The sequence below is a fragment of the Salinimicrobium sp. 3283s genome (assembly GCF_039602225.1).
GTDB lineage: Bacteria > Bacteroidota > Bacteroidia > Flavobacteriales > Flavobacteriaceae > Salinimicrobium > Salinimicrobium profundisediminis.
The window spans coordinates 517,804-544,025 of record NZ_CP143631.1 but is presented as its reverse complement, the minus strand read 5'-3'; the positions used below and the strand labels follow the sequence as shown (position 1 = coordinate 544,025).

Annotated in this window: 27 protein-coding genes and 1 tRNA gene; 16 read left to right on the top strand and 12 right to left on the bottom strand. The window is 41.7% G+C overall.

The features are described 5' to 3' along the window. Nucleotides 1-122 precede the first annotated feature (122 nt). The 8 genes from VS868_RS02420 (at nucleotide 123) to VS868_RS02385 (ending at nucleotide 7,581) form a co-directional block, all read left to right on the top strand. Complete coding sequence (locus tag VS868_RS02420; RefSeq protein ID WP_345599073.1) at nucleotides 123-1,469, top strand: Na(+)-translocating NADH-quinone reductase subunit A; 1,347 nt, start codon at nucleotides 123-125, stop codon at nucleotides 1,467-1,469. Between the two features lie 10 nt (nucleotides 1,470-1,479). Beyond that, nucleotides 1,480-2,664 (top strand): NADH:ubiquinone reductase (Na(+)-transporting) subunit B, encoded by a 1,185-nt coding sequence (locus VS868_RS02415; protein WP_345599072.1) that lies wholly within the window; start codon nucleotides 1,480-1,482, stop codon nucleotides 2,662-2,664. A 2-nt stretch (nucleotides 2,665-2,666) separates the two neighbouring features. Further along, nucleotides 2,667-3,410, top strand: coding sequence for a Na(+)-translocating NADH-quinone reductase subunit C (locus VS868_RS02410; RefSeq protein WP_345599071.1), 744 nt, complete (start codon nucleotides 2,667-2,669; stop codon nucleotides 3,408-3,410). A gap of 2 nt (nucleotides 3,411-3,412) precedes the next feature. Continuing rightward, entirely contained in the window at nucleotides 3,413-4,171 is a 759-nt protein-coding gene (locus VS868_RS02405) for an NADH:ubiquinone reductase (Na(+)-transporting) subunit D (RefSeq protein WP_345599070.1), read from the top strand. A gap of 24 nt (nucleotides 4,172-4,195) precedes the next feature. Further along, a complete protein-coding gene (gene nqrE, locus VS868_RS02400; protein ID WP_266069468.1) occupies nucleotides 4,196-4,810 on the top strand; it encodes an NADH:ubiquinone reductase (Na(+)-transporting) subunit E in 615 nt (204 codons plus the stop codon). A 10-nt stretch (nucleotides 4,811-4,820) separates the two neighbouring features. Then, nucleotides 4,821-6,110: an NADH:ubiquinone reductase (Na(+)-transporting) subunit F gene (gene nqrF, locus VS868_RS02395; RefSeq protein ID WP_266069469.1), complete on the top strand. Its 1,290-nt coding sequence runs from the start codon at nucleotides 4,821-4,823 to the stop codon at nucleotides 6,108-6,110. A 95-nt stretch (nucleotides 6,111-6,205) separates the two neighbouring features. Then, nucleotides 6,206-6,562 (top strand): Na(+)-translocating NADH-quinone reductase subunit F, encoded by a 357-nt coding sequence (locus VS868_RS02390; protein ID WP_345599069.1) that lies wholly within the window; start codon nucleotides 6,206-6,208, stop codon nucleotides 6,560-6,562. Nucleotides 6,563-6,564: 2 nt separating this feature from the next. Then, nucleotides 6,565-7,581 carry an FAD:protein FMN transferase gene (locus VS868_RS02385; RefSeq protein WP_345599068.1) on the top strand — a complete coding sequence of 339 codons (1,017 nt, stop codon included), beginning with the start codon at nucleotides 6,565-6,567 and terminating at the stop codon, nucleotides 7,579-7,581. A gap of 152 nt (nucleotides 7,582-7,733) precedes the next feature. On the opposite strand, the gene VS868_RS02380 is transcribed toward VS868_RS02385, so the two are convergent. The 6 genes from VS868_RS02380 to gpmI are packed head-to-tail and all read right to left on the bottom strand — an operon-like array spanning nucleotide 7,734 to nucleotide 12,393. Then, nucleotides 7,734-8,498, bottom strand: a complete 765-nt coding sequence (locus VS868_RS02380) for a methyltransferase domain-containing protein (RefSeq protein ID WP_345599812.1) — start codon at nucleotides 8,496-8,498, stop codon at nucleotides 7,734-7,736. Continuing rightward, nucleotides 8,498-9,061 (bottom strand): HNH endonuclease signature motif containing protein, encoded by a 564-nt coding sequence (locus VS868_RS02375; protein WP_345599067.1) that lies wholly within the window; start codon nucleotides 9,059-9,061, stop codon nucleotides 8,498-8,500. Before VS868_RS02375 ends, VS868_RS02380 begins: the two co-directional genes overlap by 1 nt. Further along, entirely contained in the window at nucleotides 9,054-9,878 is an 825-nt protein-coding gene (gene map, locus VS868_RS02370; protein WP_266069473.1) for a type I methionyl aminopeptidase, read from the bottom strand. Before map ends, VS868_RS02375 begins: the two co-directional genes overlap by 8 nt. Next, nucleotides 9,875-10,291: a hydrolase gene (locus VS868_RS02365; RefSeq protein ID WP_345599066.1), complete on the bottom strand. Its 417-nt coding sequence runs from the start codon at nucleotides 10,289-10,291 to the stop codon at nucleotides 9,875-9,877. Before VS868_RS02365 ends, map begins: the two co-directional genes overlap by 4 nt. A 33-nt stretch (nucleotides 10,292-10,324) precedes the next feature. Then, nucleotides 10,325-10,873 carry a thioredoxin family protein gene (locus VS868_RS02360; RefSeq protein WP_345599065.1) on the bottom strand — a complete coding sequence of 183 codons (549 nt, stop codon included), beginning with the start codon at nucleotides 10,871-10,873 and terminating at the stop codon, nucleotides 10,325-10,327. A gap of 2 nt (nucleotides 10,874-10,875) precedes the next feature. Then, nucleotides 10,876-12,393, bottom strand: a complete 1,518-nt coding sequence (gpmI, locus tag VS868_RS02355) for a 2,3-bisphosphoglycerate-independent phosphoglycerate mutase (RefSeq protein WP_345599064.1) — start codon at nucleotides 12,391-12,393, stop codon at nucleotides 10,876-10,878. Between the two features lie 271 nt (nucleotides 12,394-12,664). On the opposite strand from gpmI, the gene VS868_RS02350 reads away from it, so the two are divergent. Continuing rightward, the gene (locus tag VS868_RS02350) at nucleotides 12,665-13,420 is read left to right on the top strand and encodes a murein L,D-transpeptidase catalytic domain family protein (RefSeq protein WP_345599063.1); all 756 of its coding nucleotides are present in this window, start codon (nucleotides 12,665-12,667) and stop codon (nucleotides 13,418-13,420) included. Nucleotides 13,421-13,424: 4 nt separating this feature from the next. On the opposite strand, the gene VS868_RS02345 is transcribed toward VS868_RS02350, so the two are convergent. The 4 genes from VS868_RS02345 to VS868_RS02330 are packed head-to-tail and all read right to left on the bottom strand — an operon-like array spanning nucleotide 13,425 to nucleotide 16,337. Continuing rightward, a complete protein-coding gene (locus VS868_RS02345; RefSeq protein WP_345599062.1) occupies nucleotides 13,425-15,038 on the bottom strand; it encodes a L,D-transpeptidase family protein in 1,614 nt (537 codons plus the stop codon). Then, nucleotides 15,035-15,478 (bottom strand): GNAT family N-acetyltransferase, encoded by a 444-nt coding sequence (locus tag VS868_RS02340; RefSeq protein WP_345599061.1) that lies wholly within the window; start codon nucleotides 15,476-15,478, stop codon nucleotides 15,035-15,037. Before VS868_RS02340 ends, VS868_RS02345 begins: the two co-directional genes overlap by 4 nt. After that, nucleotides 15,479-15,775, bottom strand: a complete 297-nt coding sequence (locus VS868_RS02335) for a GNAT family N-acetyltransferase (protein WP_345599060.1) — start codon at nucleotides 15,773-15,775, stop codon at nucleotides 15,479-15,481. 1 nt (nucleotide 15,776) lies between these two features. Beyond that, nucleotides 15,777-16,337: an ATP-dependent Clp protease proteolytic subunit gene (locus tag VS868_RS02330; RefSeq protein WP_345599059.1), complete on the bottom strand. Its 561-nt coding sequence runs from the start codon at nucleotides 16,335-16,337 to the stop codon at nucleotides 15,777-15,779. A 31-nt stretch (nucleotides 16,338-16,368) separates the two neighbouring features. Here VS868_RS02330 and VS868_RS02325 point away from each other — a divergent pair, with 31 nt between their 5' ends. The 4 genes from VS868_RS02325 (at nucleotide 16,369) to VS868_RS02310 (ending at nucleotide 18,665) form a co-directional block, all read left to right on the top strand. After that, a complete protein-coding gene (locus VS868_RS02325; RefSeq protein WP_345599058.1) occupies nucleotides 16,369-16,821 on the top strand; it encodes a GNAT family N-acetyltransferase in 453 nt (150 codons plus the stop codon). Between the two features lie 53 nt (nucleotides 16,822-16,874). Further along, a tRNA-Gly gene (locus VS868_RS02320) sits at nucleotides 16,875-16,947 on the top strand. 219 nt (nucleotides 16,948-17,166) lie between these two features. After that, nucleotides 17,167-17,988 (top strand): GNAT family N-acetyltransferase, encoded by an 822-nt coding sequence (locus VS868_RS02315; RefSeq protein WP_266069484.1) that lies wholly within the window; start codon nucleotides 17,167-17,169, stop codon nucleotides 17,986-17,988. A 71-nt stretch (nucleotides 17,989-18,059) separates the two neighbouring features. After that, nucleotides 18,060-18,665, top strand: a complete 606-nt coding sequence (locus tag VS868_RS02310) for an alpha-ketoglutarate-dependent dioxygenase AlkB (RefSeq protein ID WP_266069485.1) — start codon at nucleotides 18,060-18,062, stop codon at nucleotides 18,663-18,665. Here the strand turns inward: VS868_RS02310 and VS868_RS02305 are convergent. Then, complete coding sequence (locus VS868_RS02305) at nucleotides 18,643-19,572, bottom strand: glutaminase (RefSeq protein ID WP_266069486.1); 930 nt, start codon at nucleotides 19,570-19,572, stop codon at nucleotides 18,643-18,645. The two genes, VS868_RS02310 and VS868_RS02305, sit on opposite strands and share 23 nt — an antisense overlap. After that, nucleotides 19,559-20,266 (bottom strand): dipeptidase PepE, encoded by a 708-nt coding sequence (pepE, locus tag VS868_RS02300; protein WP_345599057.1) that lies wholly within the window; start codon nucleotides 20,264-20,266, stop codon nucleotides 19,559-19,561. The genes VS868_RS02305 and pepE overlap by 14 nt, the downstream gene beginning before the upstream one ends. Before the next feature lie 229 nt (nucleotides 20,267-20,495). On the opposite strand from pepE, the gene VS868_RS02295 reads away from it, so the two are divergent. The 3 genes from VS868_RS02295 (at nucleotide 20,496) to VS868_RS02285 (ending at nucleotide 26,218) form a co-directional block, all read left to right on the top strand. Next, entirely contained in the window at nucleotides 20,496-21,290 is a 795-nt protein-coding gene (locus VS868_RS02295) for a hypothetical protein (RefSeq protein ID WP_345599056.1), read from the top strand. Between the two features lie 116 nt (nucleotides 21,291-21,406). Then, nucleotides 21,407-22,207 (top strand): hypothetical protein, encoded by an 801-nt coding sequence (locus VS868_RS02290; RefSeq protein WP_345599055.1) that lies wholly within the window; start codon nucleotides 21,407-21,409, stop codon nucleotides 22,205-22,207. Between the two features lie 792 nt (nucleotides 22,208-22,999). Beyond that, the gene (locus tag VS868_RS02285; RefSeq protein WP_345599054.1) at nucleotides 23,000-26,218 is read left to right on the top strand and encodes a TonB-dependent receptor; all 3,219 of its coding nucleotides are present in this window, start codon (nucleotides 23,000-23,002) and stop codon (nucleotides 26,216-26,218) included. The last annotated feature ends 4 nt before the right edge of the window (nucleotides 26,219-26,222 follow it).

Sequence of the window (26,222 nt, the reverse complement as noted above, 5' to 3'; positions counted from 1 at the left end):
TAGCATCATTATTTGTTCACTTTAACAAAATCTAAGGGGAATTTATTCATTTTAAATTGGGATTTGTGGGTCGGAAATGAGTAAATTTGCCCGATTTTAAATGAAATTTAACACTTCGTCCTATGTCCAACGACATTAGAATTAAAAGAGGGATTACGCTTCGCCTGAAGGGTGAAGCCGACAAGACCCTTGTTGACGCACCCCGCTCCAAAACCTATGCTGTAAAACCGCCCGATTTCCATTCGGTCATACCAAAGATGGTGGTAAAAGAGGGTGCAAAAGTAAAGGTGGGTGATGAGCTTTTCTTTTCTAAATACACCGATAAGATTCGTTTCACTTCTCCTGTTAGTGGTACTTTAAAGGAAATTGTGAGAGGAGAGAAACGCCGCATTCTTGAGGTGGTAATCGAGGCTGATGCTTCAGATGACTACCGGGAATTTGGTACTCTTGATCCTTTAAACGCTGAAGCCGATGCTGTGAAAAGCCGCATCCTCGAAAGTGGAAGCTGGGCTTTCCTGAATCAGCGTCCTTACGATATTCCGGCAGATCCTGAAGATACCCCAAAAGCTATTTTTGTTTCTGCAATGAACACTGCGCCGCTTTCTGCAGATGTGGAGTTTATCCTGAAAGACCGCATGGAGGCTTTTCAGGCTGGGCTTAATGCCCTTACCAGGTTAACCCCGGGGAAGGTGCATGTTTCTGTAAACGGACAGGGTAGTGGGGCCTTTAAAGGTCTTAAAAATGTGGAAATTCACAACGTTTTTGGTCCGCATCCTGCTGCTAACGTGGGAGTGCAGATCCATAAGATCGATCCAATCAATATGGGAGATCGGGTTTGGACCGTTAAGCCTGAAGATGTTGCAAACATTGGAGATCTTTTCCTTAGCGGTAGGTTCACGCCAGTACGTACAGTAGCTGTGTGTGGAAGTGAGGCAAAGGAAAGAAAATACTTTAGAACACGAATTGGAGCTCCGGTAATTGACCTGTCGGGTGCTGTAGATACAAAAAATGTAAGGGTGATTTCCGGAGATGTTCTCACTGGAGAGCAGGTGAATACCGGGCAGTATATCGGCTTTTTCCCAAATGAGCTTACTTTAATACCCGAGGGTAATAAGTATCGTGCATTTGGATGGTTACCGTTTACCTACAATAACATTCCTTCTAACTCACGTACTTCCTTAAGCTGGATGTTCCCAAATAAGAAATTTGAGGTGAACACTAACCTACACGGTGAAGAAAGAGCATTGGTGGTGACAGGGGAAATGGAAGAGGTGATGCCAATGGATATTTTCCCTATGCAGTTGTTAAAAGCCTGCATGGCGGCAGATATTGAAAAAATGGAAAATCTTGGGATCTATGAAGTGGCTCCCGAAGATTTTGCACTTGTAGATTATGTGAACACTTCAAAAATAGAGGCGCAAGAAATAATACGCTTAGGGCTGGATCTCATGATCACCGAAGTTGGATAAACTGTTTACTATGGAATGGATTAGACAAAAATTAGATAAATTTAAGGAGCCCTTTGCTAAGGGTAAGAAACTTGAAAAGTATTCTCCGGCAATTAATGCGCTTGATACTTTTCTTTTTACTCCAAATCACACTACTAGAAAAGGTGCCCATGTGAGGGACGCGGTAGACTTAAAGAGGGTGATGATCACTGTGGTGATCGCCCTGCTGCCGGTGCTGCTTTTTAGTATGTGGAATGTGGGATACCAGTACCTCAAACAAATTCAGCCTGAAGTTGACTTCTGGGATGCATTTGGTCACGGTGCACTTGAGATCCTGCCAATGATCGTAGTTTCCTATGCGGTAGGTTTGGGAATTGAATTCGCTTTTGCCATTTTTAGAGGGCATGAAGTGAACGAAGGTTACCTGGTAACCGGACTTTTAATTCCGATGATCATGCCTGTAGGCTTACCTTTATGGATGCTTGCAATTTCGGTTGTATTTGCTGTTATAATTGGAAAAGAAGCTTTTGGAGGAACGGGAATGAATATTTTAAATCCTGCTTTAACAGCCAGGGCCTTTGCTTTCTTTGCTTATCCAACATATATGTCGGGTAACCAGGTATGGGTGATGAATGCTGCTAATGTAGATGGTGTATCTGGAGAAACTATTTTAGGAACTCTTGCAGCCGGACAGCCGGTTGAATACACTACCATGGATATGTTCTGGGGAATGATTCCCGGATCAGTTTCAGAAACTTCAGCAGCATTGTGTCTGCTGGGAGCACTCTTCCTCATCTTTACAAAAGTAGGAAGCTGGAGAATCATGTTGAGCGCAGTAGTGGGAGCTTCTGTAATGGGCTTGATCTTTAACGCGCTCCCTGCAATGGGAGTGGAAGGTAACTCACTTACAAATTTCCCCTGGTACAATCATCTATTAGCCGGAGGTCTTGCTTTTGGTATTGTTTACATGGCAACAGATCCTGTTTCGGCTGCCCAAACCTATAAAGGGAAATGGGTCTATGGATTTCTTATAGGTTTCTTATCAGTTATGATCAGGGTGTTTAACCCTGCTTATCCTGAAGGGGTGATGCTGGCAATACTGTTAATGAACGTATTTGCTCCAACTATAGATCACTATGTGATTCAGGGTAATATTAAACGAAGAGTGAAAAGAAAGGCAGCAGGTATTAACAAACAAGTTGAAACTGTAGTATAGTTATGGAAGAGAAAACAGTAAATAAGACGAACACCAACTCGTACACATTCATTTTCGCCATCGTTATGGTTGTGGTAGTAGGTGTTGTTCTGGCCTTTGCCGCTACCTCGTTGCAGCCAAGGCAATATGAAAACATGCGCCAGGAAAAGATGCAGAACATCCTTGCGACAGTAGGTGTTGAAACCGACAGGGCCGGAGCCGAAGCTTTATTTGAGCAGTACATTAAAGAACAACTTGTTCTAAATAATGAGGGGCAGGAGAAAGAAGGAGTGAATGCCTTTGATGTAGATCTTGCTAAAGAGCTTAAAAAAGTTGATACAGAACAAAACTTTCCGCTTTATATAGCCGAGGTTGACGGGGAAACCTATTACATTATTCCGCTTAGAGGAGCAGGGCTTTGGAATGCCATTTTTGGATACATTGCTCTACAGGATGATGTAAATACCATCAAAGGAGCCGTGTTTGATCACCTTGGGGAAACTCCGGGACTTGGTGCCGAGATTACTCAGGAGTGGTTTAGAGAGCGCTTTACCGATGAGAAGATCTTTGATGAGAATGGAGAACTTATAGGGGTATCTGTTGTTAAAGGAAACAGCAGTACTTCTAAGGATGATAATAAGGTTGATGCAATTTCGGGTGCAACTATTACCGGAGATGGGGTTTCAAATATGATTTCAGAGAGACTTCAGCATTACCTGCCTTATTTCAAGAGCAAAACAGAATTAAACGTTGCAAGTAATTTATAGTTATGGCACAGGAGACAAAAAATAGACCTGAGCAAATTGCTGAGGTAGACAAGGAAAGTAAGAAAGATGCAATGATCCTTTTTCTTTCTGATTCAGAAGAGAAAGAGCACTTTTTATCAAGAGCCAACAGAAAGTTACTTTCAGATCCTCTTAACGATGATAACCCTATTACCGTTCAGGTTCTGGGGATATGCTCTGCACTTGCGATTACGGTGCAATTAGAGCCTGCTATTGTAATGGCAATTGCGGTAACTGCGGTTATGGCTTTTAGTAACATGATCATTTCAGCACTAAGAAACCTAATTCCAAACAGGATTAGAATTATCGTTCAGCTTGTGGTAGTAGCCGCTTTGGTGGCACTCGTAGACCAGGTGCTTAGGGCTTATGCTTATGATGTAAGTAAACAACTATCGGTATTCATTGGTCTTATCATTACCAACTGTATTGTGATGGGCCGTCTTGAAGCTTTTGCTTTAGGTAACGGTGTGTACAAGTCTTTCCTGGATGCAATTGGAAATGCTGCAGGATATGGTTTGATCCTTATTATCGTAGCATTCTTTCGTGAGCTTCTTGGGGCTGGTAAGCTTTTTGGCTACGAGATCCTTGGGCACAAAGGAGCTACACTGGCAGAATCTACAGGGCTTTACGCTCTTGGATATGAGAACAACGGTTTAATGCTTCTTTCTCCTATGGCACTTATAGTGGTAGGGATCATCATTTGGGTACAGCGCTCAAGAAACCGTAAATTAATTGAAGCCTAATCTATAACTTCAAAAAAACCGACTATGGATTATATAAATTTATTCGTACGAAGCATCTTCATTGAGAACATGATCTTTGCATATTTCCTGGGAATGTGTTCGTACCTCGCAGTGTCCAAGACCGTTAAAACAGGGGTTGGATTAGGTGCAGCGGTGATCTTCGTGTTGACAATGACCGTGCCCATCAACTTTTTACTTGATAAATATCTTTTAAGACCGGGTGCACTTTCCTGGTTAAATGAAGAATATGCAACCATCGACCTTAGTTTTCTAAGTTTCATAATGTTCATCGCCGTAATTGCAGCTATGGTACAGCTTGTAGAAATGGTAGTTGAAAAGTTTGCTCCCGCACTTTATGGTGCCCTGGGGATCTTCCTTCCGCTTATCGCAGTAAACTGTGCTATTCTTGGAGGTGCGCTGTTCATGCAGCAAAAAGATTTCTCGGGTATTGGGGAAGCAGTAACTTATGGTTTGGGAAGTGGAATTGGCTGGTTCCTGGCTATTCTCGGAATTGCAGCTATTCGTGAAAAAATCGCTTATTCAAACGTTCCTGCGCCGCTCAAAGGTTTGGGGATCACTTTTATAATCACCGGACTTATGGCTCTTGGATTCATGAGTTTCATGGGAATCAAAATATAGAGAGAAAGCAATGGAAGTAATTATAGCAAGTGTTATTGTATTCTTAGTCCTAATCTTAATCCTGGTTGCTGTTCTTTTGGGAGCAAAAGCCAAGTTAATACCATCGGGACCTGTAAAGATCAATATTAACAACGAAAAAGATATCGAAGTAGGTTCGGGAGGTACGCTTCTGTCTACTTTAGGTGAGAACAAACTGTTCCTTCCTTCTGCCTGTGGTGGAGGTGGTACCTGTATACAGTGTAAATGTATTGTTGCTGAAGGTGGTGGGACTATCCTGCCAACAGAAGAACCACACTTTACCCGTAAAGAAATTGCCGATGGATGGCGTCTTGGTTGCCAGGTAAAAGTGAAGCAGGATATGAAAATTACCATTCCTGAAGAAGTTTTTGGTATCAAGAAATGGGAAGCTACTGTAGTTAGTAACTACAACGTAGCATCATTTATCAAGGAATTTGTTGTAGAAATTCCTGAAGATATGGACTACAAGGCTGGAGGATATATCCAGATCGAAATTCCGAAGTGTGAGGTGAAATATCAAGATATGGATATCACTGCCCACCCTGAAGAACACCCGGGAGAACCTGATAAATTTAAACTGGAGTGGGATAAGTTTAACCTGTGGCCACTTGTAATGAAGAACCCTGAAGTAGTGGAGAGAGCTTATTCTATGGCTTCTTACCCTGCCGAAGGAAGAAGGGTTATGCTTAACGTTCGTGTGGCAACTCCGCCATGGGATCGTGCTAAGAACGACTGGATGACAGTAAATCCGGGGATAGCTTCTTCTTATATCTTCAATCAGAAAAAAGGAGACAAGGTTACTATTTCAGGACCTTATGGTGAATTCTTTATCAACCACAGCGATGCCGAAATGCTTTACGTTGGTGGGGGAGCCGGGATGGCGCCAATGCGTTCACACTTATATCACCTCTTCAGAACCCTTAAAACCGGAAGAAAAGTAACTTACTGGTACGGTGGGCGTTCTAAACGTGAGTTGTTCTATACTGAACACTTTAGAGCTTTGGAAAGAGACTTCCCTAACTTTAAGTTCTATATTGCCCTTTCTGAACCTCTTGAAGAAGACAACTGGAAAGTTAAAGATGGAATTGAAGGGGAAGGAGATGGTTTCGTAGGATTCATTCACCAGGTGGTAATCGATAACTACCTTAGCCTGCACGATGAGCCGGAAGAAATTGAATTCTATTTCTGTGGACCTCCATTAATGAACAAGGCCGTAGAGAAAATGGCCGAAGATTTTGGAGTGCCACCAGAGAACGTGAGATTTGATGACTTTGGAGGGTAACCTGAAGAAGTTAAAATATATAAAAACAGCTGCCTTTTGGTGGCTGTTTTTGATTTGGGCACATTATATTAAGCTGAATTGACTAATTTTGAGCTATGTCACAATTAACCGATCAGGAACTGCATAACCTTGCAATGAACATTGTAGGTAAAGATCTGGAAGAACAGGGATATGAATTTCTAGGGGTCAATAGTGATTTTAAAAAAGACCCTCAGTTCGTGGCTTTAAGGGATAAAAAGTTGCATTTCGTTGTAGTGCGGGCAATAGAATATCCACACGATCCGCGAGATGTTGATATGATCTTTTTGGAAACTGTAAAAGAGCAGGCTTTAAAATTTAATGCCCGTACTTTTTATGCCGGCGTGGGGCTCGCAAATTCCAAAGACTATGAATTGCCCGTAATGAGTTCAGAAGATTACGTAGTTAATTACCCCGGATTAAAAGAAATCTAAAAATGACATTTTTGAGACCTGCTGTTAGACTGCTGCTGTTATGTGCCCTGATTGTTTCATGTTCGCAGGCAGATAAGGAAAGAAGCGCTTTTGGAGAAGCCCTTGGTACTACCTACTCCATAAGCTATTATTCCGAAGAAGACATTCCCCTTGACAAGGCTCTCGACTCCATTTTTGAACGGGTAAATCAGTCTATGAGCACCTACAGGGAATCTTCAGATATTTCAAGGATAAATAGGGGAGACAGCCTGGTAGTGGTAGACACTCTTTTTCAGAATGTATTTAAACTCTCTAAAAAAGTGTGGCGCAAAAGTAACGGCTACTTTGATCCTACTGTGGGAGATCTCGTCAATCAATACGGTTTTGGCCCTGAAAATGGCCCTAAAGAAATAGATTCAATGACTATAGATTCTCTTATGCAGTTTGTAGGCTTTGATAAACTTCAATTAAAAGGGGACCGACTCATAAAAGAAACTCCCCAAATTTATCTCGATTTTAATGCTATTGCTAAAGGTTATACCATAGATCTTATAGGCCATTATCTCAATTCTAAGGGTGTTGATGATTATTTGATTGAATTGGGCGGTGAGCTTTTGGCAAAAGGGGTAAACCGAGAGAGAGAGTCCTACTGGACTGTGGGAATAGATGACCCCACCCAGGAGGAGGGGCAAAGGGAATTGACTGCTACCATAGGCTTGCAGAACAAGGCCATGGCAACTTCGGGGAATTACCGCAAACACCGTACAGATCCTGAGACTGGTGCCCAATATGTGCATACCATTAATCCGCTCACCGGCTTTGCCCAAAAAAGTGATTTGCTTAGCGTAACTGTTCTTGCTGAAAATTGTGCTTTGGCCGATGCCTATGCCACTGCTTTTATGGCTATGGGATTTGACCTCTCAAAAATGGTACTTTCGCAGGAAGATAATTTGGACGCTTTTCTTATTTACTCTACGCTTGGAGGTGAAATGAAGGAATATGCCACCCCGGGTTTTGACGAACTTATGAAAGACTTATAGTTTGGTAGTGAGTATTGAGAACATTAGGTCGGTATCTTCTGATATGGTTCTCCAGGTAATTCCCAGCAAAATTCTCTGACTATTTACCTTCTGATTCACTTTATCTCCCATAAGAAAATTCTAATCTTAATCTCCAATTAACCAATAACCAACTACTTCCTTGCCACCGGAATAATTTCTCCCTTTGCGAGCCGGTATTTATCTACCAGTTGTAAATCCATTTGAGAGGTAAGGTCTACTTCTTCTACCCTAAAGCCAACTTCTCTCAGTTTATCGAAGTAATCTCGTCCATACACCCTTACATGGTCATATTGGCCAAAGATCTTTGCACGTTCGGCAGGATCTGTAATGGAGTCATCTTCAAATGTTTTTTCGCGGTTTAAATCCTGCGGAATTTGCAGAATGGCAGTGCCACCAGGAGTAAGGATCCTGTATATTTCCTGCATTGCTTTAGTGTCATCGGGAATGTGTTCGAGGACGTGGTTACACAAGATGAAGTCAAAGCTGTTACCTTCAAACGGAAGGTCGCAGATGTCGGCTTTTACGTCGGCTAAAGGCGAGTTGAGATCTGTGGTAGTATAATGAAGGTTATTCAATTTCCTGAAACGTTTGTAAAAGGCCTGTTCAGGGGCAAAATGCAGTACTTTATGCGGGGCGGTGAAGAAAGTGGTGTGGTCTTTTAGGTAAAGCCATAATAGCCGGTGCCGTTCCAGGGAAAGGGTAGAAGGGGAAAGTACATTCTCGCGTTGCTGCCCGTACCCATAGGGCAAAAACTTTGAAAAACTTCGGCCGTCAATGGGATCTGTGTATTTACTTCCGCGGAGGCTAAGTACAAAAAGGGGTTTTACCGCATAGCTAAGACGGATAAGTACAGGCCGGGGAATCCTGTTCAGAAAAAACTTGAAAGCTTTTCCAATCATACCTTGATATCTCCCCAGTTTTCTCCCGATTTGATGCGGTAGAGCTGCATTTCTGAAACCCCAAATTGCTTTGCCAGCACCCTTATGCGGGTTTTTCGGTTGGGGTCGAGCAGTTTTTTCTTAAGTACTGTGGCCTGGGCATAACTTAGCTTGGAGTAGCATTTTATGGTGCCCAGCTTTCGTTTCAGCTTATTTTCCTTTACCTGCGGATTGTTCTGCTGATGCGTAACCCACTCCTTTTTTGTCACCCAGGCAAGGTTGCTCACCTTATTTTCTGTCTTGTTGTAGTTCTTGTGAATAACATATTCGTCTCCTTCTTTCTTCGGAAGAAAAAGTTCAGCAACCACCCGGTGAATATAGCAGGCTTGTTTTTTGCCATTTTTGAGGGTTGCGACAAAGGTGAGGAAGCCCTGCGACTTACCTCCTTTTAGTAGGTCTCCGTCAGGATTTTTCACATAGCTCACCACTCTCCCATAATTAGAAACTGCATACCTGAAGCGGTCGTGCCATTTCTCTCTGGAGTAGGGGAGCCATTTTTCCTGGCGAAAATTTTTAATCATGGAAGTTGATTGTTTGTGCCCTAAATTCTTCTTCTTCATTGCTTTCTATTCCCAGAGCCTCATAAATGTAATGAAAAGTTGATAATAGTTCTGGCTTTCCATCAATTAAAGCTACATCATGTTCAAAGTGGGCACTTGGTTTATTATCTGCAGTGAGAATGGTCCAGCCGTCGCGTAGTTGTTTAATTCGGTGTGTGCCGGCATTGATCATAGGCTCAATGGCTACTACCATACCTTCAATGAATTTCTTTCCGCGGCCGCGTTTTCCGTAGTTCGGCATTTCGGGATCTTCGTGCATTTTTTCTCCCAGGCCATGGCCCACCAGTTCCCTTACCACGCCAAAACCGTTCTTTTCGGCATGTTGCTGAATGGCAAAACCTACATCTCCCACACGGTTCCCCAGTTTAAATTCTCTTATCCCTATGTAGAGGGATTCTTTGGTAACATCCAGTAATTTTTGTGTTTCAGGGGCAATTTCTCCTACGCCAAAAGTATAGGCATGATCTCCGTAAAATCCATTTTTAAAGGCTCCGCAATCAATAGAAATCACATCTCCTTCCTTGAGAGGCTCGTTATTAGGAATACCATGTACCACCTGGGCATTGGGGCTCATACATAAAGAATTGGGGAAATCGTACATTCCAAGAAAACCCGGCTCGGCACCGTGGTCACGAATAAATTCTTCGGCCATTTTATCGAGCTGCAGGGTGGTAACTCCCGGTTTAACTTCAGAAGCCAGCATTCCAAGCGTTTTCGACACGATTAGGGCGCTGTGGCGAATAAGTTCAATTTCTTCTCTGGTTCTTTGTATGATCATAACTTTTTAAAAATACTTAGCAATTTATTCTTTTTTTTGGGCAGCACGGGATCAACTTTAGAAGTCTCTATAAGTTGATGATAGATCTCCCCCCAGGGGGGGAGACCATTAATATTGCGGTCGTCTATAAAAAGATCGGCCAGGATCTTACGACTTATGGCCTTCTCTTCAAATTCCTCTTCCGGATAACTTTTATTGACTGCATAAAAGCTGATGCCTTTGCTCTCGCAAAAGTCTACCGCTTCCTGTAATTTAACTCCGCTTCTATAAGTCCAGAGGATGATTTGATGTCCTTCCTGTTGAAGTTTCTGTAAAGCTTCAAAAGCAAACAAAATGGGTTTGCCTATTTCGGGATAGCGGTTTTCCACCAATGTTCCGTCAAAATCTACAGCTATTGTCAACAATTTGGGCATATGCAAAAATAACAATTTAAATGGCAGCGAAAACTACTCGTAAGAGTGCTTGTATTCCTGCCCCGAAACTATTTTTGCAATATCATCTTCCAGCTCTTCCTGCGGGTATTCTACAAACCTGCCTACTTCTTCACCATCTTTAAAAAAGATAATAGTGGGAACGTAAATAACATCATACTCCTGTTCCATTTTATTAGGAAGGGTTTTGTCTTCCCTTACCGCCATTACCTGCAGCCTGTCTAAATCATAATCGCTAAGCTCCAGTAACTTGTAAAATTTCGGAAGTTCCCGTTGGCTATCGGCACACCAGGTTCCCATGAACATCATGATGTCGTACTCATTAATATTCTCTTTAATTGTGCTGAGTGCTTCCTCTCCCGGTTTATAGGATTGGTACATTGGGTCAAACCAGGCAGAATAGGGCGCTTGTTGTAAATCTTCAAAATTAATCTCTCCAATTAAGTTCCCTGCTTCTTCCTCCTGTGAAACCGGTTCTGTCGTCTTCTGTTCATTCTTTGTATTTCCGGTATTTCCGCAATTGGATGCCGTGATCAACAGCAATAAATAAAGGAATATCTTCATCTTTAAAATAGTGGTTTTTGTGTCATTAATTCAGGTTGTTCCACGCCCATCAACTTTAAAATTGTAGGTGCAATGTCTCCAAGAATACCATCCTTAACCGCTTTTATATCGTTGTCTACAAGAACAAACGGTACCGGGTTGGTAGTATGTGCTGTATTTGGAGTGCCATCTTCATTGATCATGAACTCACTGTTTCCATGATCGGCAATTACAAGTACAGAGTAGTCATTAGCTACGGCAGCATCCACAACTTTTTTGGCACATTCATCAACTGTTTCGCAGGCTTTCACCGCGGCTTCAAAAACTCCTGTATGCCCAACCATATCTGGATTGGCAAAGTTAAGGCAAATGAAGTCGGCCGATTTCTGATTGATCTCAGGCACAATAGCGTCAGTCAGTTCATAAGCACTCATTTCAGGTTGCAGGTCATATGTTGCTACCTTGGGAGAGTTGATCATTATGCGGTGTTCTTTGTGAAAAGGGTTTTCCCTTCCGCCAGAAAAGAAGAAAGTAACATGTGGGTACTTTTCTGTCTCGGCAATTCTTATCTGTGACTTTCCGGCGTGTTCAAGAACTTCACCAAGCGTAGCTTTAATATCTTCTTTGCTGAAAACAACATGAACATTTTTAAATGTCTCATCGTAACGGGTGATAGTTACAAAATACAGTGGCAAAGCCTTCATTTCCTGCTCCGGGAAATCCTGCTGCGTAAGAGCTGCTGTAAGTTGTCTTCCGCGGTCGGTTCTAAAGTTGAAGAAGATCACCACATCTTCTTCTGAAACCTTAGCCACAGGATTGCCCTGGCTATCGGTCATCACAATTGGCTTAAAGAATTCGTCGGTAACGCCTTCATCATAGCTTTTCTGAATAGCTTCCACAGCGTTTTGACAGGGTTCTCCTTTCCCATTCACTATAAGGTCATACGCCAATTTGGTTCGCTCCCAACGTTTATCGCGGTCCATGGCATAATATCTGCCAATAACCGAAGCCAGTTTACCATTGGTTTTATTTAAATGATCTTCCAGGTCTTCAATAAAACCTTTTCCCGAATTGGGATCTACATCACGACCATCAGTAAAAGCGTGCACATATTTTTGGGAGATGCCAAATTCTTCAGCAGCGGTGAGTAGTCCTTTAAGGTGATTAATGTGAGAATGCACTCCGCCATCACTTACAAGGCCCATAAAATGTATGGCTTTATTATGCGTTTTGGCGTAGTTGAAAGCCTGTTCCAAAACCGGCTCTTTTCCAAGCGAATTATTCTGTACCGCCAGGTTGATCTTTGCCAGGTCCTGGTAAACTATTCGTCCGGCACCAAGGTTCATATGGCCAACCTCGCTGTTGCCCATTTGTCCTTCAGGCAAGCCAACGTTCATTCCGTCGGTGCGTAACTTGCTGTGAGGGTATTTGTTATAAAGGGAATCAATAAAAGGTGTATTTGCCTTATCAACGGCCGAAGTGTTGGGGTCATTGCTGATTCCCCAGCCGTCCAGGATCATCAATATTACTTTTTTATTCATTGAATTAGGGTATTTTCACAAAGATACGAAATATGCATAGTAAGGAAAGCCTGTAAGGCCGTTATAATTAGGCTGAAAAGCAGAAATAGCTCAAAAGGTATTTTTTAACACTTAAAGGTTTAAATTATACAATATTTTTAAGATTTTGCAGTTTTTATAAGAGGTGGAGGTGAATGTTAAAATGCTCATTATTACTGAATTAATTGATCATCTTCCCTTTTTGGTATGACCTTTGAAACATTATAGGCAACTAACTATTTAACAAAAAGATATGATAAACAAAACAACTGTATTTGCTCTTCTTCTTACAATAAGTGCCTCCTTTGCCTTTACCACCAATTCCTTAAATTCTGAAAAAGTCTTTGCTGAAAAAACTTCTGAAAAAGAAGTGATCGAGGTAAAAACCGAATTAACTGCCGAAGAGAAGATTGATCTTCTTTACGAGGAATTCGCTGCTGTAAATGCACAAATGCCTTCAAAGGTTTCTTTTACCTATGCAATTACCGGGTATAACAAACTTGAAAACGAAGAAAAGATTGAAAACAGACTGTTGAGTATCGTAGATTTCAGCCTTCCTTCCACCGAAAAAAGATTGTGGATCCTTGATATGGAAACCAACGAGATCATTTACCATACTTATGTTTCTCACGGAAAGAACACCGGAGGAAACATGGCAACTAAATTCTCAAACACACCAAATTCGCTACAGAGTTCCCTCGGATTCTATGTTACTGCGGAAACTTACTACGGAAAAAACGGACTTTCGCTTTTCATCGACGGCATGGAAGAGGAATTCAACTCAAATGCCCGTGAGCGGTATGTAGTGATCCACGGTGCAGATTATGCAAAGGAATCGTCTATCAAAAGACTTGGCAGATTAGGCCGTAGCTACGGATGCCCTGCCGTACCGACAGAAGTTTCAAAAGAGATCATCAATAAGATTAAAGGTGGATCGGCCTTGTTCATTTACCACACGAATAAAGATTATATCTCTAACTCCACTTATTTGAATTCTCAATCGGTTTAAAAAGCTATTCAGTTAATTTCGTGTAGATCTGTTCATCGAGATCGTACACGTCATTCAAAATAACAGTTTCATTTCCGGCCCTCCAGGCAGTCCAGTAAAAATGATGGACCTGGATGGGCCGGTTCACTTTTACAGTAGTTGTTTCTCCAGTCTCAATGATCTCCTTGATCCTCTCTTTTTGCCAGTCATCCTGGTTCTCTACCACGTAAGCAGCCAAATCAACAGCATCTTCTACCCTCACACAGCCCGAACTTTCTGCGCGCTGGGTTTGGCTAAACAGGCTTTTTGCAGGGGTATCGTGTAAATAAATAAGATATTTATTCGGGTACATGATCTTTACCCGCCCCAGCGGATTCGCAGGTCCGGCCCTTTGAGTGATGTTGTAGTTTAGCGCTTCATCGCTGCTCCAGTCCACGCTTGATGGGTCTACACGTTCACCACTACGGGTGGTAATGGTCATGTTGTTATTGCTTAAATAAGAGCGGTTTGCTGCCATTTTTGGAAGTACATCCTGCGACTTGATCGTTGGCGGAACCGTCCAGGTAGGATTGATCACCAGGTGATCTATAGTATCCGAAAAAATAGGGGTGGGGCGTTCTTTAGCTCCGGCGATCACGTTATGTTTCCTTATGGTGTCGCCATCTTTGATTACTGCCAGTTTAAAATTGGGAATATTGATTAAAATGTAATGCTCACCCAAATCTCTCGGGTACCAGCGCCATCTTTCTAGATTTGCCAGTATTTGATTGTAAACTTCTTGTGGTCCTTTATTAAGTTCATCAATGGTGGCATCTCCTATAATTCCGTCAGTTTGAATACTTTTCTTCTGCTGAAATTTTCTCACTGCATCTACCAAAGCTTCAGAATAGGTTTGCCCAATGCCTGAAGTATCAGCTTTAAAGACCCCAAGCTCCTGAAGCCTTTGTATAATAGCAGGAATTCGGGGATCTGTCTGCCCCGGTTCAATAATTTCTCCTCGTGAGATCTTGTTTATTGCAGTTTCCTGAGTCTTTTGTTCCTTATAATCAGCAAGGCTTTTTTTGAGTCCCTGGTAAACCTGGTGGGAAGGCTTCAGGTCTTCCAGGATTGAGCTTACTTCCTTCTGTTCTACAGCATCTTTCAAAAGCTTTCCGAAGTCTTTTTCTTTTCGGCTAATTCCCCAGAACTCGTGCAGCTTTTCAGGATCAAGTTTTCCGTAGTATAAGTGGCGGGCATAGGTGAGAAAAGCATCCGAAAGCAGCAGGTCAAGGCGTGCGGCCTGTTGTGAACTCAGGTCGGCAGTTGATAAAAGTGAATCAATCTCTTTTCCGTGGTAATCTTTAAAATTAAGGCCTTCTTCATTGGCTCCCTGCAGGCTGTTATACAGGGAATGAATGGTTTCTCCATCGCGCCAAAGAGATTTGTAATCCCTCTCGCTGTATACCTCTTCTAAAAGTCCCCCCTCAAAAATGTCATTTTTGGAAGAAATTTCTGTCTTGATGCCATCTGGGGAGGCTTCTGCAATTTTTTCTGAAGCTTTATCAGATGAAGCCCTGTCTGCCGGATTGTTTTTGTCGCCGGTACAGGCGCCAAGGCTTAAAAATAAGATCGATAAAGGTAGTAAAAAGCTCTTTTTCATAATTCAGTAGGTGTTTTGTACATCACAATATGCATGCACACGTTTGGGATCATAAAGGCAGGGCCTGTAGTTGAATATCCATACTTTTTATAGAATTCCACGGCAGTTTCGCGCGCATTGAACCACAGTAAAGTATTCGGATTTCTACTTTTCAAGATTTCTTCCCCTTTATGAAGCATTTTTTCTCCCAGTTTCTGGTTGCGGTGAGAAGGCAGTACGGCCATTCCTCTAAGCTGGTACTGTATTGGGATTTCAAAAATGGCATTTTTACGGGCTACAAAAGTGGCCACAGCCACTACTTGTTCTTCCTCAAAAAACCCCAGGTGAATGGTGTCTTCTTCGAGATCGCCCTCAAAAAAGCACTCTTTTAAAGGTCGGCCGGGGCGTAATACTTCCTGGCGGACCTTATAAGTTTCTTCGGCTGATATTTGGCGGATCATTTATCCTTCGGTGGCCTGTACCTCCCGGTACTCCTCATGCCTTTCAAATTGTTTTGCGGCATAAGCGCAAAGAGGATCTATCTTGATTTCTTTTTCTTTGGCGAAGTCAACACTGTGTTTTACGAGGCTACTGGCCAGGCCTTCGCCGCTATATTTTGGATCGGTTTCAGTATGATCAATGGTCATGATCTGGTTGTCTTTCAGAGTATAGGTGAGTTCAGCAACAATTTCGCCGTCATCTTCAATGTAGAACATCCCTTTTCTGTCTGTTTCTTTATGCTGAATATCTTTGTTCATTTTATCCTTTTTGAATTATTTTGTCTACAATTCCGTAGTCTACAGATTCTGATGCATTCATCCAGTAGTCACGGTTGAAGTCTTTATAAATGCGTTCATAAGGCTGGCCGCAATTGTCGGCAAGAATTTGAGCGCTTTGTTCTTTGATCTTTAGTATTTCGGCAGCCTGGATTTCAATATTGGAAGCCTGCCCCTGCGCACCTCCGCTTGGCTGGTGGATCATCACCTTGGCATGCGGCTGAATGAATCTTCGTCCTTTAGCCCCGGCCGAAAGTAGGATTGATGCCATAGATGCGGCCAGGCCGGTACAAATGGTAGAAACCGGGCTGTTGAGGCTCAGCATCGTATCATAGATTGCAAAGCCCGAGGTTACGTATCCTCCCGGACTGCTTATATAGAATTGAATTTCATCATCTCCCGTGGCATCCAGGTACATCATTCTTTCAATAACATGTTTTGCAGTTTTCTCGTTTACTGTGCCCCAAAGAAAAATTTTGCGTTCATTGAGTAGGGACTGTTCTATGCGATCCTGAATTTTTCCGGGTTTATCTGTGTCTTTCATTGTGTTTTTTAAATGATTGGTAGCTAAAAATATGACTATTTTTGCAGAAAAGATGGGGATGAACCTTGCATTTAACAAGATTTTAAAGGAAGAAATTCCGCATATCCTGCCTATGGTACAGGAGTTAATGGGGCAGCAATTTTCAAACGAGATCCTTACCCAAAGGTTTTTTGAAATGTTTGATCAAAATTACGAATGCTTTAAGATCACACATGATGAGCAAACGGTGGGAGTATTTGGGTTGTGGTTTATGACGCGGCATTATGCGGGGCGCTCTTGTGAACCCGATCATATTTTTATTAAGGAAGAATACCGAAGCAAGGGCGTAGGCAAAAGTTTATTTGAATTTATTTATAAATATGCGACCGAAAAAGGCTGTGAAACTTCAGAATTAAACAGTTACGTTCAAAACTACCGAAGTCATAAGTTTTACCTCAATGAAGGTTATGAAATCAAAGGGTATCACTTTTTAAAAAAGCTGTAAATTTTTCTTGAGCAATAAAAACTTTCGATATATATTTGCAGAGCAATATCAACGCGGGAGTAGCTCAGTTGGTAGAGCGTCAGCCTTCCAAGCTGAATGTCGCCGGTTCGAACCCGGTCTCCCGCTCAAAGCCTCGACGACAGTCGGGGCTTTTTTTTTTGCTGCGGCACGGATTACAAATCCGCGCCAACTTCCGAAGCTTCGGAAATTTTCAAAACCTTGAAGGTCTCATCTAAAGGGTTTAGTATAATTCTTCAACAGACTTCCCTTTTTACGAATCCCGGAAATGATAGATTGATTAAAAAATAAAATTCGTTTAATTTTAAACCTTTTTTAGAATGATCCATGAAGATAAAAAATCTAGCCGGCGTTCCCTTTGAAAATGTGCTTTCCTGCTTTCTTTCTGCTTTTGAAGGTTATTTTATAAAACTGCCCGAAGATCCTAACTACTGGTGGGAGCGATTCACCATTGCCCGTGTAAACTGGGAGCTCTCCTTTGGAATGTTTGATGAAGATGAGCTGGTGGGCTATATTATAAATTGTGTGGATCAACACCGGGAGTCACTTACAGCATATAACACCGGCACAGGAGTGCTAGCTAATTACCGCGGAAGGGCAATCGTAGATCAACTTTATGAACACGCTATTCCTGTTTTAAAGGTTCACGGAGTTGAAAAATGTCTGCTGGAAGTGATCTGTGAGAATGAAAGGGCTTTAAAAGTGTATAACCGCATAGGCTTCGAGATTACCCGACAACTCCGCAGCTTTACCGGATCTCTTCCTGAAACTTCTTCGGAAATTACCCTTCAAAAATGTCATTTTTCGCAGGTAATTCAGAGTGGGCTTTATGAGGAAGCGCTTTATTCCTGGGACCATACGGCCAAAGCTGTAGCATTGATGCAAAACCGGGTTCAAACCTGGTGTTTAGGAGATCCCGACTCTCCTGAAGCTTACCTGGTGATCGATAATGGCGGGAATATCATTCAATTGTTTTCAAAAAGAGATAATTACCCCGAGCTTCTGACTGCTGCAGGCTGGTTAGCAAAAGAAGTTAAGCTGAAAAATGTAAGTGCCGCAAGAGAGAGCCTGATAAATACCCTTCAAAAATGGCATTTTTCGAATCCCGTAAACCAGTACGAGATGGAGATGGAAATCTCTTCCTTCTGAGCTAATATTGGGACTTCAGGAATTTTTTTTAACTTCAGCAGTAACACCTTTTAATTATAACCTTACAAGTGATGCAGACTGCTTATCCTCCAAATATATTACCCAGTGATGGGAAAAGTTACTACTTCGGAAAAATACTTAACGAAAGTGAAGAGCAGCGTTTTTTCAATAATTTGCTGGATGAGGTGGCGTGGCAGCATGATGAGGTTATGATCTTTGGGAAGAAAATTGTTACCGCCCGAAAGACTGCCTGGTATGGCGACCGCGAATTTGAGTACACCTATTCAAAAATGACAAAAAAAGCAAAGCTCTGGATCCCGGAGTTATTAGAATTGCGAAAAAGGGTAGAGGAGGTGACGGGCCTGGAGTTCAATTCGTGCCTGCTCAATCTCTACCACAGCGGGGAAGAGGGAATGTCATGGCACAGTGATGCAGAAGCAGAGTTGGGAAAGCAGCCGGCAATAGCTTCTGTAAGCCTGGGTGTTGAACGTAGATTTGTTTTTAAGCACAAAACTTCAGCCGAAAAAATAGAACTTCAGCTTGAACCGGGCAGCCTTCTGCTTATGACCGGAGATACTCAGAAAAACTGGTTGCACAGCCTTCCGAAGTCAAAAAGAATTAAGGAGCCAAGGATCAATCTGACTTTCAGAAATATCAAAAGATTGAAAATCCGGTGAGGGTAGTGAGGCGTTCGAGGGAAGCCATTCCCAACGCTGAATTTCCTTTGGGGTTCAACGGCGGACTCCATACTGCCACTGCAAACCTGTCGGGGTGAACAGCAACTATGCCGCCGCCCACGCCACTTTTTCCCGGCAGGCCCACTTCAAAACTAAATTCCCCGGCTTCATCGTAAAATCCGCAGGTTTGCATGAGCGCATTAACCCTTTTTACCTGTCGGCCGGTGAGAAACTCTCTTTCAGAGCCTATGGTTGTACCGTTATTTGCGAAAATAATAAAAGCATTAGCCAGTTCCTGGCAAGACATGGCGATAGAGCACTGGTGAAAATAGAAATCGAGCACATCTTCTACATCGTTCTCAATATTTCCGAAAGATTTTAGGTAGTTAACCATGGCGTAGTTACGGTAACCTTTAGACTGCTCGGAGGCGGCCACCACGGGATCAAAATCAATTTGGGGGTTACCGGTTATTTCATGCAGAAAGGTGAGGAGAGCAGCTTTGGCATTGCTAAAGGAAGATACCAGTACATCGGCTACTACAAGCGCTCCGGCGTTTATAAAAGGATTCCTGGGAATACCCGAATCGTTCTCGAGCTGCGAAAGGGAATTGAACGGGTCTCCCGAAGGTTCAACGCCTACCCGGTTCCACAGCTTATCTCCCATGACTTTCATGGCAAGGGAGAGGGTGAAAACCTTGGAAATTGACTGGATAGAAAAGCGTTCCTGGCTGTCGCCAAAGCAATAGTTACTTCCGTCAAGATCATAGAGGTGCATGCCAAATTTGTTCGACGGCACCTTGGCCAGCTCGGGGATGTAAGATGCCACTTTGCCCGACCGTGGCTGGTCTATAAATTCCTGGTTGATCTGGTTGAGGATCTTTTGGTAATCTACGCTAGTTGAGGTCATTCAGCACGGTTTCCGGTTCTACTTCAAAGGGTTCTTTATCGGCTTCAAAAATTCGGGCGGTAAGTGTTCCTTTCAGTTTAATGTCTTTTCCTTTCACTTCCAGCCAGCTCCCTTCGCGAAGGCCTATTACCGGTGGTGTATTGTGACGGTGAAATTCCATAATACGTGTTTCGCGGGTTTCACCTTTGTGGGTGGATTTAGGATCGGGATCCAGGTAGTGCGGATTGATATTGAAAGGCACCAGCCCAAGGGTATTAAAGGATGGCGGGTACACAATAGGCATATCATTGGTAGTTTTCATTGTAAGCCCGGCAATATTGGTCCCGGCACTGGTACCCAAATAAGGTTTTCCCTGGTTTACAGCTTCTTTAAGCACAGCAAGCAAATCGTGCCTGTAGAGCTGTTGTACAAGGAGAAAGGTATTTCCTCCACCGGTAAAAAATCCGTCAGCCTGTTTCACAGCCTCATGCGGAGAATCAAATTCGTAGATGCCTTTAATTTCAAGGCCTGCTTTTTCAAAAGCTTTTTGCGCAGTTGCAGTGTAATCTTCATGAGAGATTCCGCCGGGGCGGGCATAGGGAATAAACAGAATGTTGCTGCAGTCTCTAAAATGGCTTTTTAAGAGGGGCAGTAAATATTCAAGATATTCCTGGTTGTGCAGGGTAGAAGTACTGGCAAGAATAAGATTTTTCATGCGGCTTGTTTAGTAATTGATGTAAAATTAAAAAATATGACACAGGGAGATTCTAAAATTTGGCCAATTCTGAAGAGAAAGCAGGTTAAGATGGTAAATAAAATGGCTTGAACAAGGCTTCAGAGGCTAATGAATATATATTTCGGGTTGAAGGATATTTAACGAAAGTTTAGTCGGGAATTAAATTTTTATAAAGAATAGATTTTGTTCCTTTAAGGAAATCAGCATTATGAAATCTTTATTATTCTTTATTATTTTCTTTATTTCCTTCACAGTTTTGTCTCAGGACAGAGTGCAGATCAATGGTAGTGTAACCCCGCCGGTAGGGGAGACGCCCCAGGGTATTACCGTAGTGAACCGCACGGCCAAAAGTGCCACGGTGGTAAATGATCGGGGGAATTTTACCATAAGAGTGGTGGCCGGAGATACCTTACAGTTCTCGGCACTTCAATTTCAGGATTTTTCAGTAGTGGTAGATGAAGGCGTTGTAGAGAACCGGCAGCTCAACGTTTTTATTTCTGAAGCAGTAACCGAACTACCGGAAGTTGTAGTGAGCCCGTATGATCTTTCAGGAAATGTAGAGGTAGATGTAAAGATTATTCCTGTGGTATCGACCGATCTCCCTACAAAATCTGCTGCAGAAATTAATCCGTATAATCACACTTTTCGACCCGATTCACTGGTTTCTCCTCCCAATGCAGCTATGCGTAGTGGGATGATTTACAGCGGAATGAATTTTGCCAACATCTTTAGGAATATTTTCACCTCTCGTGATGTCACGACAACGGTGGGCGGTGATGACGACCTTGATGAGCAAATTCTTCAACTTCATGATGATGAATTTTTCCAGGATCAGCTTAATATCCCGGAAGAGGATATATCAGATTTCATTTATTTTGCTGCAGATAATGGCATTACGGAAGAAATGCTGAAACCAAAGAATGAGATGTTGCTAATAGAGTTTCTAGTAGCGCAAAGCCAGAAATACAAACAGCAGAAGGCGAATTCTCCTTCTGAAGATTAAGAGTTAAGAAAAAACACCCAGTAAAATTGACATTTTTGAGAGGTGAGTTTTAATATTTTTCTTTAATTATTACGCATTTGATGTAATTATGCCTGAATTTGGTCGTTATTTATAATATGAAGCATATCTACATTTTTATTTTGCTTTTCACCTCGTTTACGGCTGCTGCTCAATCTATAGGGGAAGTCGAAATTAAGGGAAGCATAAAAGTACCTGCGGAAGCTGACGCGCAGGGAATTTCGATCTACAACAAAACCACCGGGAAAGGTAGTGTTTCTAACAGGAATGGAGATTTTACGATTAGTGCGGGCTTAAATGATTCTCTTTACATTTCGGCTGTACAATATAGAGATCTTCTGGTGGTAGTTGATAAGAATATGGTAAGTACGCAAATTTTGCAGGTAGAGATTACCGAAGATATTAATGAACTTGCAGAAGTAGTAATAAAGCCTCATAACCTCACCGGAAACCTTGCAGCAGATCTTAAAAACATTCCCGTTTTAGAGCTAGACCTTCCCACCTGGTCTGCCGCGGAAATCATGGGTATGGATTACACCTTTTCACCCGATGCCCAGACAGGTGTTACAAATCCGGGAATGTCGGCAAATATGGAATATGGTTTTCAGCCAATAAAGATCATTGGCGGCCTTGTAGATCTTGTAGCTCCGGCTCCAAAAGACAGGTCTCAGGAAATACGAAGAGCAAGGGCAGGTTATGACCTGCTTGAGCGGGAGTTGCTGAACCGGTATGACCACGAATTTTTTCAGGAGGTCTTAAAGATCGATAAGGAAGAGATCCTGGCTTTTATTGCCTATCTGCACAAAAAAGGGGTATCTCACGCACTATTAGAAGAAGAAAACGAGCTACAGCTTTTAGACCTTATGGTGCTGCAAAGCACAGAATTTATGAAGCGGTAAGGAAGGTTATTTCTAAAAAAGAATGAAGTTCTGTCTTATCATCAAAAATAACAGTTTCTAAAGTTCCATTGAGCTTCCTTAAAAGACGAAAAGCTCTTCCTGAAGTTGAGACGATCGGAGTTAGAAAAGGTCTTAAAAGCTTTCTGATTTAAAAATTTTCCACACTAGTGCAACTTATAGCAGTAGTATATCTGGAAGACCTTCAGCAGGTGCTCAAAAATGGCTTTTTTGAGAGCCTGTTCCTTGATATAATTGCTGAAGTATAATTGTAATTCCCTGCACTTTCTTTAATAGTGAATGATGAGGCACCGACCTGTCATATGAATGTTTTTACATTTTATTTCTCGCACTTTCCCTCATTTTATTTAAGGCAATCGATTGCATAAAAATATTTCCTCTTTATCGATCTGTGGTATTGTTCCCTGACTTAAAATCGCTCTAAGTCGATTAATCCCCACATTTTTTAACACTGGTTTTACATCTGTATTAAATTTCTATTAATTTTATTTATGTAAAAATTGCTTTTATTGATTCTTTTCTCTAGGTTTGTGTAATCGATTACATTGTGGAAAAGAGCTTATAAATCTGTTTTAATTATCAAATATTAAAATAATAAGGAAGCTCATTAACTAAATGATAAGAACTCCAGTTTTTTGATGTTGTTTTTTCTCAAATGGCTGGGAATATTCAATAGAAATAACGAAAACGATTTAGTTGCAATTTCCTTTGAATGACGGATAGCTTAACCAGAACTATTAAATGATTAACCAATTTTAGTCCAGAATTATGAGTATGAAATTATTTAGTCTTTTCTCTAAGGAGTTTCTTTTGGTTTGCGGGTTTCTCCTGCTGCTAGGAGTTGATGCGCAGTCTCAGAATACAACTACTGTGAATGGAACTGTAGTTGATGCAGCAACTCAGGAACCTCTTCCTGGTGTCAATATTCTTGAAAAAGGAACTTCTAACGGAACTATGACAAATTTTGACGGTGAGTTTTCTATTACAGTTTCGAGTCCTAATGCTGTTTTAATATTCAGTTACGTGGGGTTTGCCCCTCTCGAAGTTAAAGTAGACAGTAGAACTACCATTGATGCGGCACTTGAGTTGGATCAAAATGCTTTAGATGAAGTTGTAGTAGTAGGTTATGGTACTACCAGAAGATCAGATTTAACAGGGTCAGTGGCTTCCATCTCCGGAGAAAAACTAGATGAACAGGCCAGGGCTAGTGTGGCTGAAACCCTTACAGGGAGACTTCCCGGGGTACAGGTGCTCGCTACCGAAGGTTCACCAGATGCCGAAATTAATATTCGAATACGAGGTAATGGTTCATTAACACAGGATAGTTCTCCTTTAATTATTGTAGATGGATTTCCTGTGGCCAGTATGTCTGATATCAGCCCGACCGATATTTCCAGTATTTCGGTCTTAAAAGATGCATCATCTACAGCTATTTATGGGTCCAGAGGGGCTAACGGGGTTATTATCATAACAACCAAAGATGGGGTTAACGGGAAGATCAATGTGAGTGTAAACGCTTTTCATGGTTTTCAAAAAATTGCTAATACCATTGATGTTTTGAGTCCGGAAGATTTCGTCAAGTGGCAATATGAATATGCTTTACTAGATGATCCTGAGAACCTTGACTCCTATGAGCAGCTTTTTGGTCTTTGGCAGGATTACGACCTATATGTGGGCCAGGAAGGAAATAACTGGCAAAAACAAGTCTATGGGAACATGGGTGAAGTTCAAAGTCATGATATCTCTATTAGAGGTGGGTCTGAGAAAGCCAACTACAGCTTTAATTATGCCCATTATGATGTAAATACTATAATGTTAGGTTCAGCTTATAAAAGGGATAACCTGTCACTGGCACTTAAGAGCCAGGCAGGTGAAAAGGTAGACTTGTCTTTTACAGTAAGATATTCTGATACTGAGATTGATGGTGGCGGAACCAATGAACAAAATGAAGTGTCCTCTGCAGATTCAAGGTTAAAATATAGTGTTCAATATTCTCCAATACCTATTTCTGGTCTTACCACAACTAACACCGATGAAGCCCTGACAGGGTATTTGGTTAATCCTTTTGTAGCTACTGCCGATAACCAGAGACAGCAACTAAGAAGGAATTATAATATGCTTGGAAGTTTTGGATGGGATATTATGGATAATCTAAGGTTTCAATCTGATTTTGGTCTTGATTATCGTATTGAGCAAGACTACCGCTATTATGGCAGATCTACTTATTATGCAAAAAACCGGCCATCAGCCAGCAACCAGAGTTTGCCGTCATTGGTGTATAGCGACCGAAAACGTGAAAGCTTTAGAAATGCCAACACCATTAATTATGACTTTAACCAGCATCTTGGAGAAGATCATAATCTTAAATTATTGGTAGGGCAGGAGATGATTTTAACTAAAGACAATGAAGAAACTGCTGAAATTCAGGGGTTCCCTAAGGATTTTGATTTTGAGACAACAAGAAAATTAACTACCCAGGGTATTCCGCAAAGCGTAGATAATTTTTACCGGCCAGATGATAAGCTCTTATCTTTCTTTGGTCGTGTGAATTATGATTTCAGAAGTAAATATTTGCTTACTGCAACTTTCCGGGCTGATGGGTCCAGTAAATTTTTGGGAGACAATAGATGGGGATATTTTCCATCTGCCGCAGTAGCCTGGAAAATAAATGAAGAAGATTTCTTACAAAATGTAGATTGGCTGGATGCCCTAAAGTTAAGATTAAGTTATGGTGAAGCTGGAAATAATAATATTCCTGCTGGTCAAACGGTACAGAGCTTCCAGTCAAAAACCACCACTTATATTAATGGCGTTCCTACCTATTGGGCGGCTTCCAATGCTCTGGCTAATCCTGATTTGAAGTGGGAGACTACTGTAACACAAAATGCAGGTATTGATTTCGAGATTATGAAGGGGTTGCTACAAGGTAGTGTTGAGGCCTATAAGAATGTGACAACAGATTTACTTCTTGCTTTTAGAACCCCTGGTTCAGGGTACGAGTTTCAATACCGAAACCTTGGGGAAATTCAAAATACCGGGGTCGAGGGGTCTTTAAACTTTTATCCGCTAGCAGAGGAGAATTATGGATTGAGTTTTGGCTTGAATGTGTCGGCCAATAAGAACAAGATTAACTCCTTGGGTACTTTAGAAGATTACCAGGATTATTCTGGTTGGGCTTCTTCAGAGATCTCTAACGGGGATTATGCTGTTTGGGTAGGACATCCGGTTGGAGCCATGTATGGTTTTAAGAATGATGGTCGCTATGAAGTGTCAGATTTTAATTATGATCCTGAACTTAATTCTTACACTCTTAAATCTGATGTAGTAGATGCTACAGATATTGTAGGGGAGTTAATGCCGGGATCCTTAAAACTAAAAGATATAAATGGAGATGGCGTAGTGAATATTGAAGATAATTCTATTATAGGTGATGCAAACCCTGATTTCACAGGAGGGTTTGTCATAGATGCTTATGCTTACGGATTTGATTTTTCTGCAGCTTTCAACTTTAGCGTTGGGAATGATGTTTATAATGCTAATAAAATTCAGTTCACAACAGCTAGTGAAAGTGGTCAATACAGAAATTTAAGTACGGTAATGGCCGACGGGAACAGGTGGACAAACCTTAACCCCGAAACCGGACAGCTCATTACAGATCCTGAAGAACTGGCAGCTGCCAATGCCAATACTACGATGTGGTCACCTTATATGCGGAATTATGTATTTAGTGACTGGGCAGTAGAAGATGGTTCATTTTTGAGATTGAATACACTTACTTTAGGTTATACCCTGCCAGAGTCTCTGGTTTCTAAAGCTAATTTGACCAAATTAAGAGTGTATGCAACAGCAAATAATGTGTTTATTCTTACTAACTATTCTGGTCTTGATCCTGAGGTTTCAACCAGAAGAAAAACGCCACTTACTCCTGGGGTTGATTACTCTCCGTTTCCAAGAAGTAGACAGGTGGTATTTGGATTAAACCTTAATTTCTAAAAAA

Bases quoted from the DNA above. Each gene is read 5' to 3' on its own strand.
- VS868_RS02420 (WP_345599073.1), top strand. From the start codon at position 123: ATGTCCAACGACATTAGAATTAAAAGAGGGATTACGCTTCGCCTGAAG.
- VS868_RS02415 (WP_345599072.1), top strand. From the start codon at position 1,480: ATGGAATGGATTAGACAAAAATTAGATAAATTTAAGGAGCCCTTTGCT.
- VS868_RS02410 (WP_345599071.1), top strand. From the start codon at position 2,667: ATGGAAGAGAAAACAGTAAATAAGACGAACACCAACTCGTACACATTC.
- VS868_RS02405 (WP_345599070.1), top strand. From the start codon at position 3,413: ATGGCACAGGAGACAAAAAATAGACCTGAGCAAATTGCTGAGGTAGAC.
- nqrE (WP_266069468.1), top strand. From the start codon at position 4,196: ATGGATTATATAAATTTATTCGTACGAAGCATCTTCATTGAGAACATG.
- nqrF (WP_266069469.1), top strand. From the start codon at position 4,821: ATGGAAGTAATTATAGCAAGTGTTATTGTATTCTTAGTCCTAATCTTA.
- VS868_RS02390 (WP_345599069.1), top strand. From the start codon at position 6,206: ATGTCACAATTAACCGATCAGGAACTGCATAACCTTGCAATGAACATT.
- VS868_RS02385 (WP_345599068.1), top strand. From the start codon at position 6,565: ATGACATTTTTGAGACCTGCTGTTAGACTGCTGCTGTTATGTGCCCTG.
- VS868_RS02375 (WP_345599067.1), bottom strand. From the start codon at position 9,061: ATGATTAAAAATTTTCGCCAGGAAAAATGGCTCCCCTACTCCAGAGAG.
- map (WP_266069473.1), bottom strand. From the start codon at position 9,878: ATGATCATACAAAGAACCAGAGAAGAAATTGAACTTATTCGCCACAGC.
- VS868_RS02365 (WP_345599066.1), bottom strand. From the start codon at position 10,291: ATGCCCAAATTGTTGACAATAGCTGTAGATTTTGACGGAACATTGGTG.
- VS868_RS02360 (WP_345599065.1), bottom strand. From the start codon at position 10,873: ATGAAGATATTCCTTTATTTATTGCTGTTGATCACGGCATCCAATTGC.
- gpmI (WP_345599064.1), bottom strand. From the start codon at position 12,393: ATGAATAAAAAAGTAATATTGATGATCCTGGACGGCTGGGGAATCAGC.
- VS868_RS02350 (WP_345599063.1), top strand. From the start codon at position 12,665: ATGATAAACAAAACAACTGTATTTGCTCTTCTTCTTACAATAAGTGCC.
- VS868_RS02345 (WP_345599062.1), bottom strand. From the start codon at position 15,038: ATGAAAAAGAGCTTTTTACTACCTTTATCGATCTTATTTTTAAGCCTT.
- VS868_RS02340 (WP_345599061.1), bottom strand. From the start codon at position 15,478: ATGATCCGCCAAATATCAGCCGAAGAAACTTATAAGGTCCGCCAGGAA.
- VS868_RS02335 (WP_345599060.1), bottom strand. From the start codon at position 15,775: ATGAACAAAGATATTCAGCATAAAGAAACAGACAGAAAAGGGATGTTC.
- VS868_RS02330 (WP_345599059.1), bottom strand. From the start codon at position 16,337: ATGAAAGACACAGATAAACCCGGAAAAATTCAGGATCGCATAGAACAG.
- VS868_RS02325 (WP_345599058.1), top strand. From the start codon at position 16,369: ATGACTATTTTTGCAGAAAAGATGGGGATGAACCTTGCATTTAACAAG.
- VS868_RS02315 (WP_266069484.1), top strand. From the start codon at position 17,167: ATGAAGATAAAAAATCTAGCCGGCGTTCCCTTTGAAAATGTGCTTTCC.
- VS868_RS02310 (WP_266069485.1), top strand. From the start codon at position 18,060: ATGCAGACTGCTTATCCTCCAAATATATTACCCAGTGATGGGAAAAGT.
- VS868_RS02305 (WP_266069486.1), bottom strand. From the start codon at position 19,572: ATGACCTCAACTAGCGTAGATTACCAAAAGATCCTCAACCAGATCAAC.
- pepE (WP_345599057.1), bottom strand. From the start codon at position 20,266: ATGAAAAATCTTATTCTTGCCAGTACTTCTACCCTGCACAACCAGGAA.
- VS868_RS02295 (WP_345599056.1), top strand. From the start codon at position 20,496: ATGAAATCTTTATTATTCTTTATTATTTTCTTTATTTCCTTCACAGTT.
- VS868_RS02290 (WP_345599055.1), top strand. From the start codon at position 21,407: ATGAAGCATATCTACATTTTTATTTTGCTTTTCACCTCGTTTACGGCT.
- VS868_RS02285 (WP_345599054.1), top strand. From the start codon at position 23,000: ATGAAATTATTTAGTCTTTTCTCTAAGGAGTTTCTTTTGGTTTGCGGG.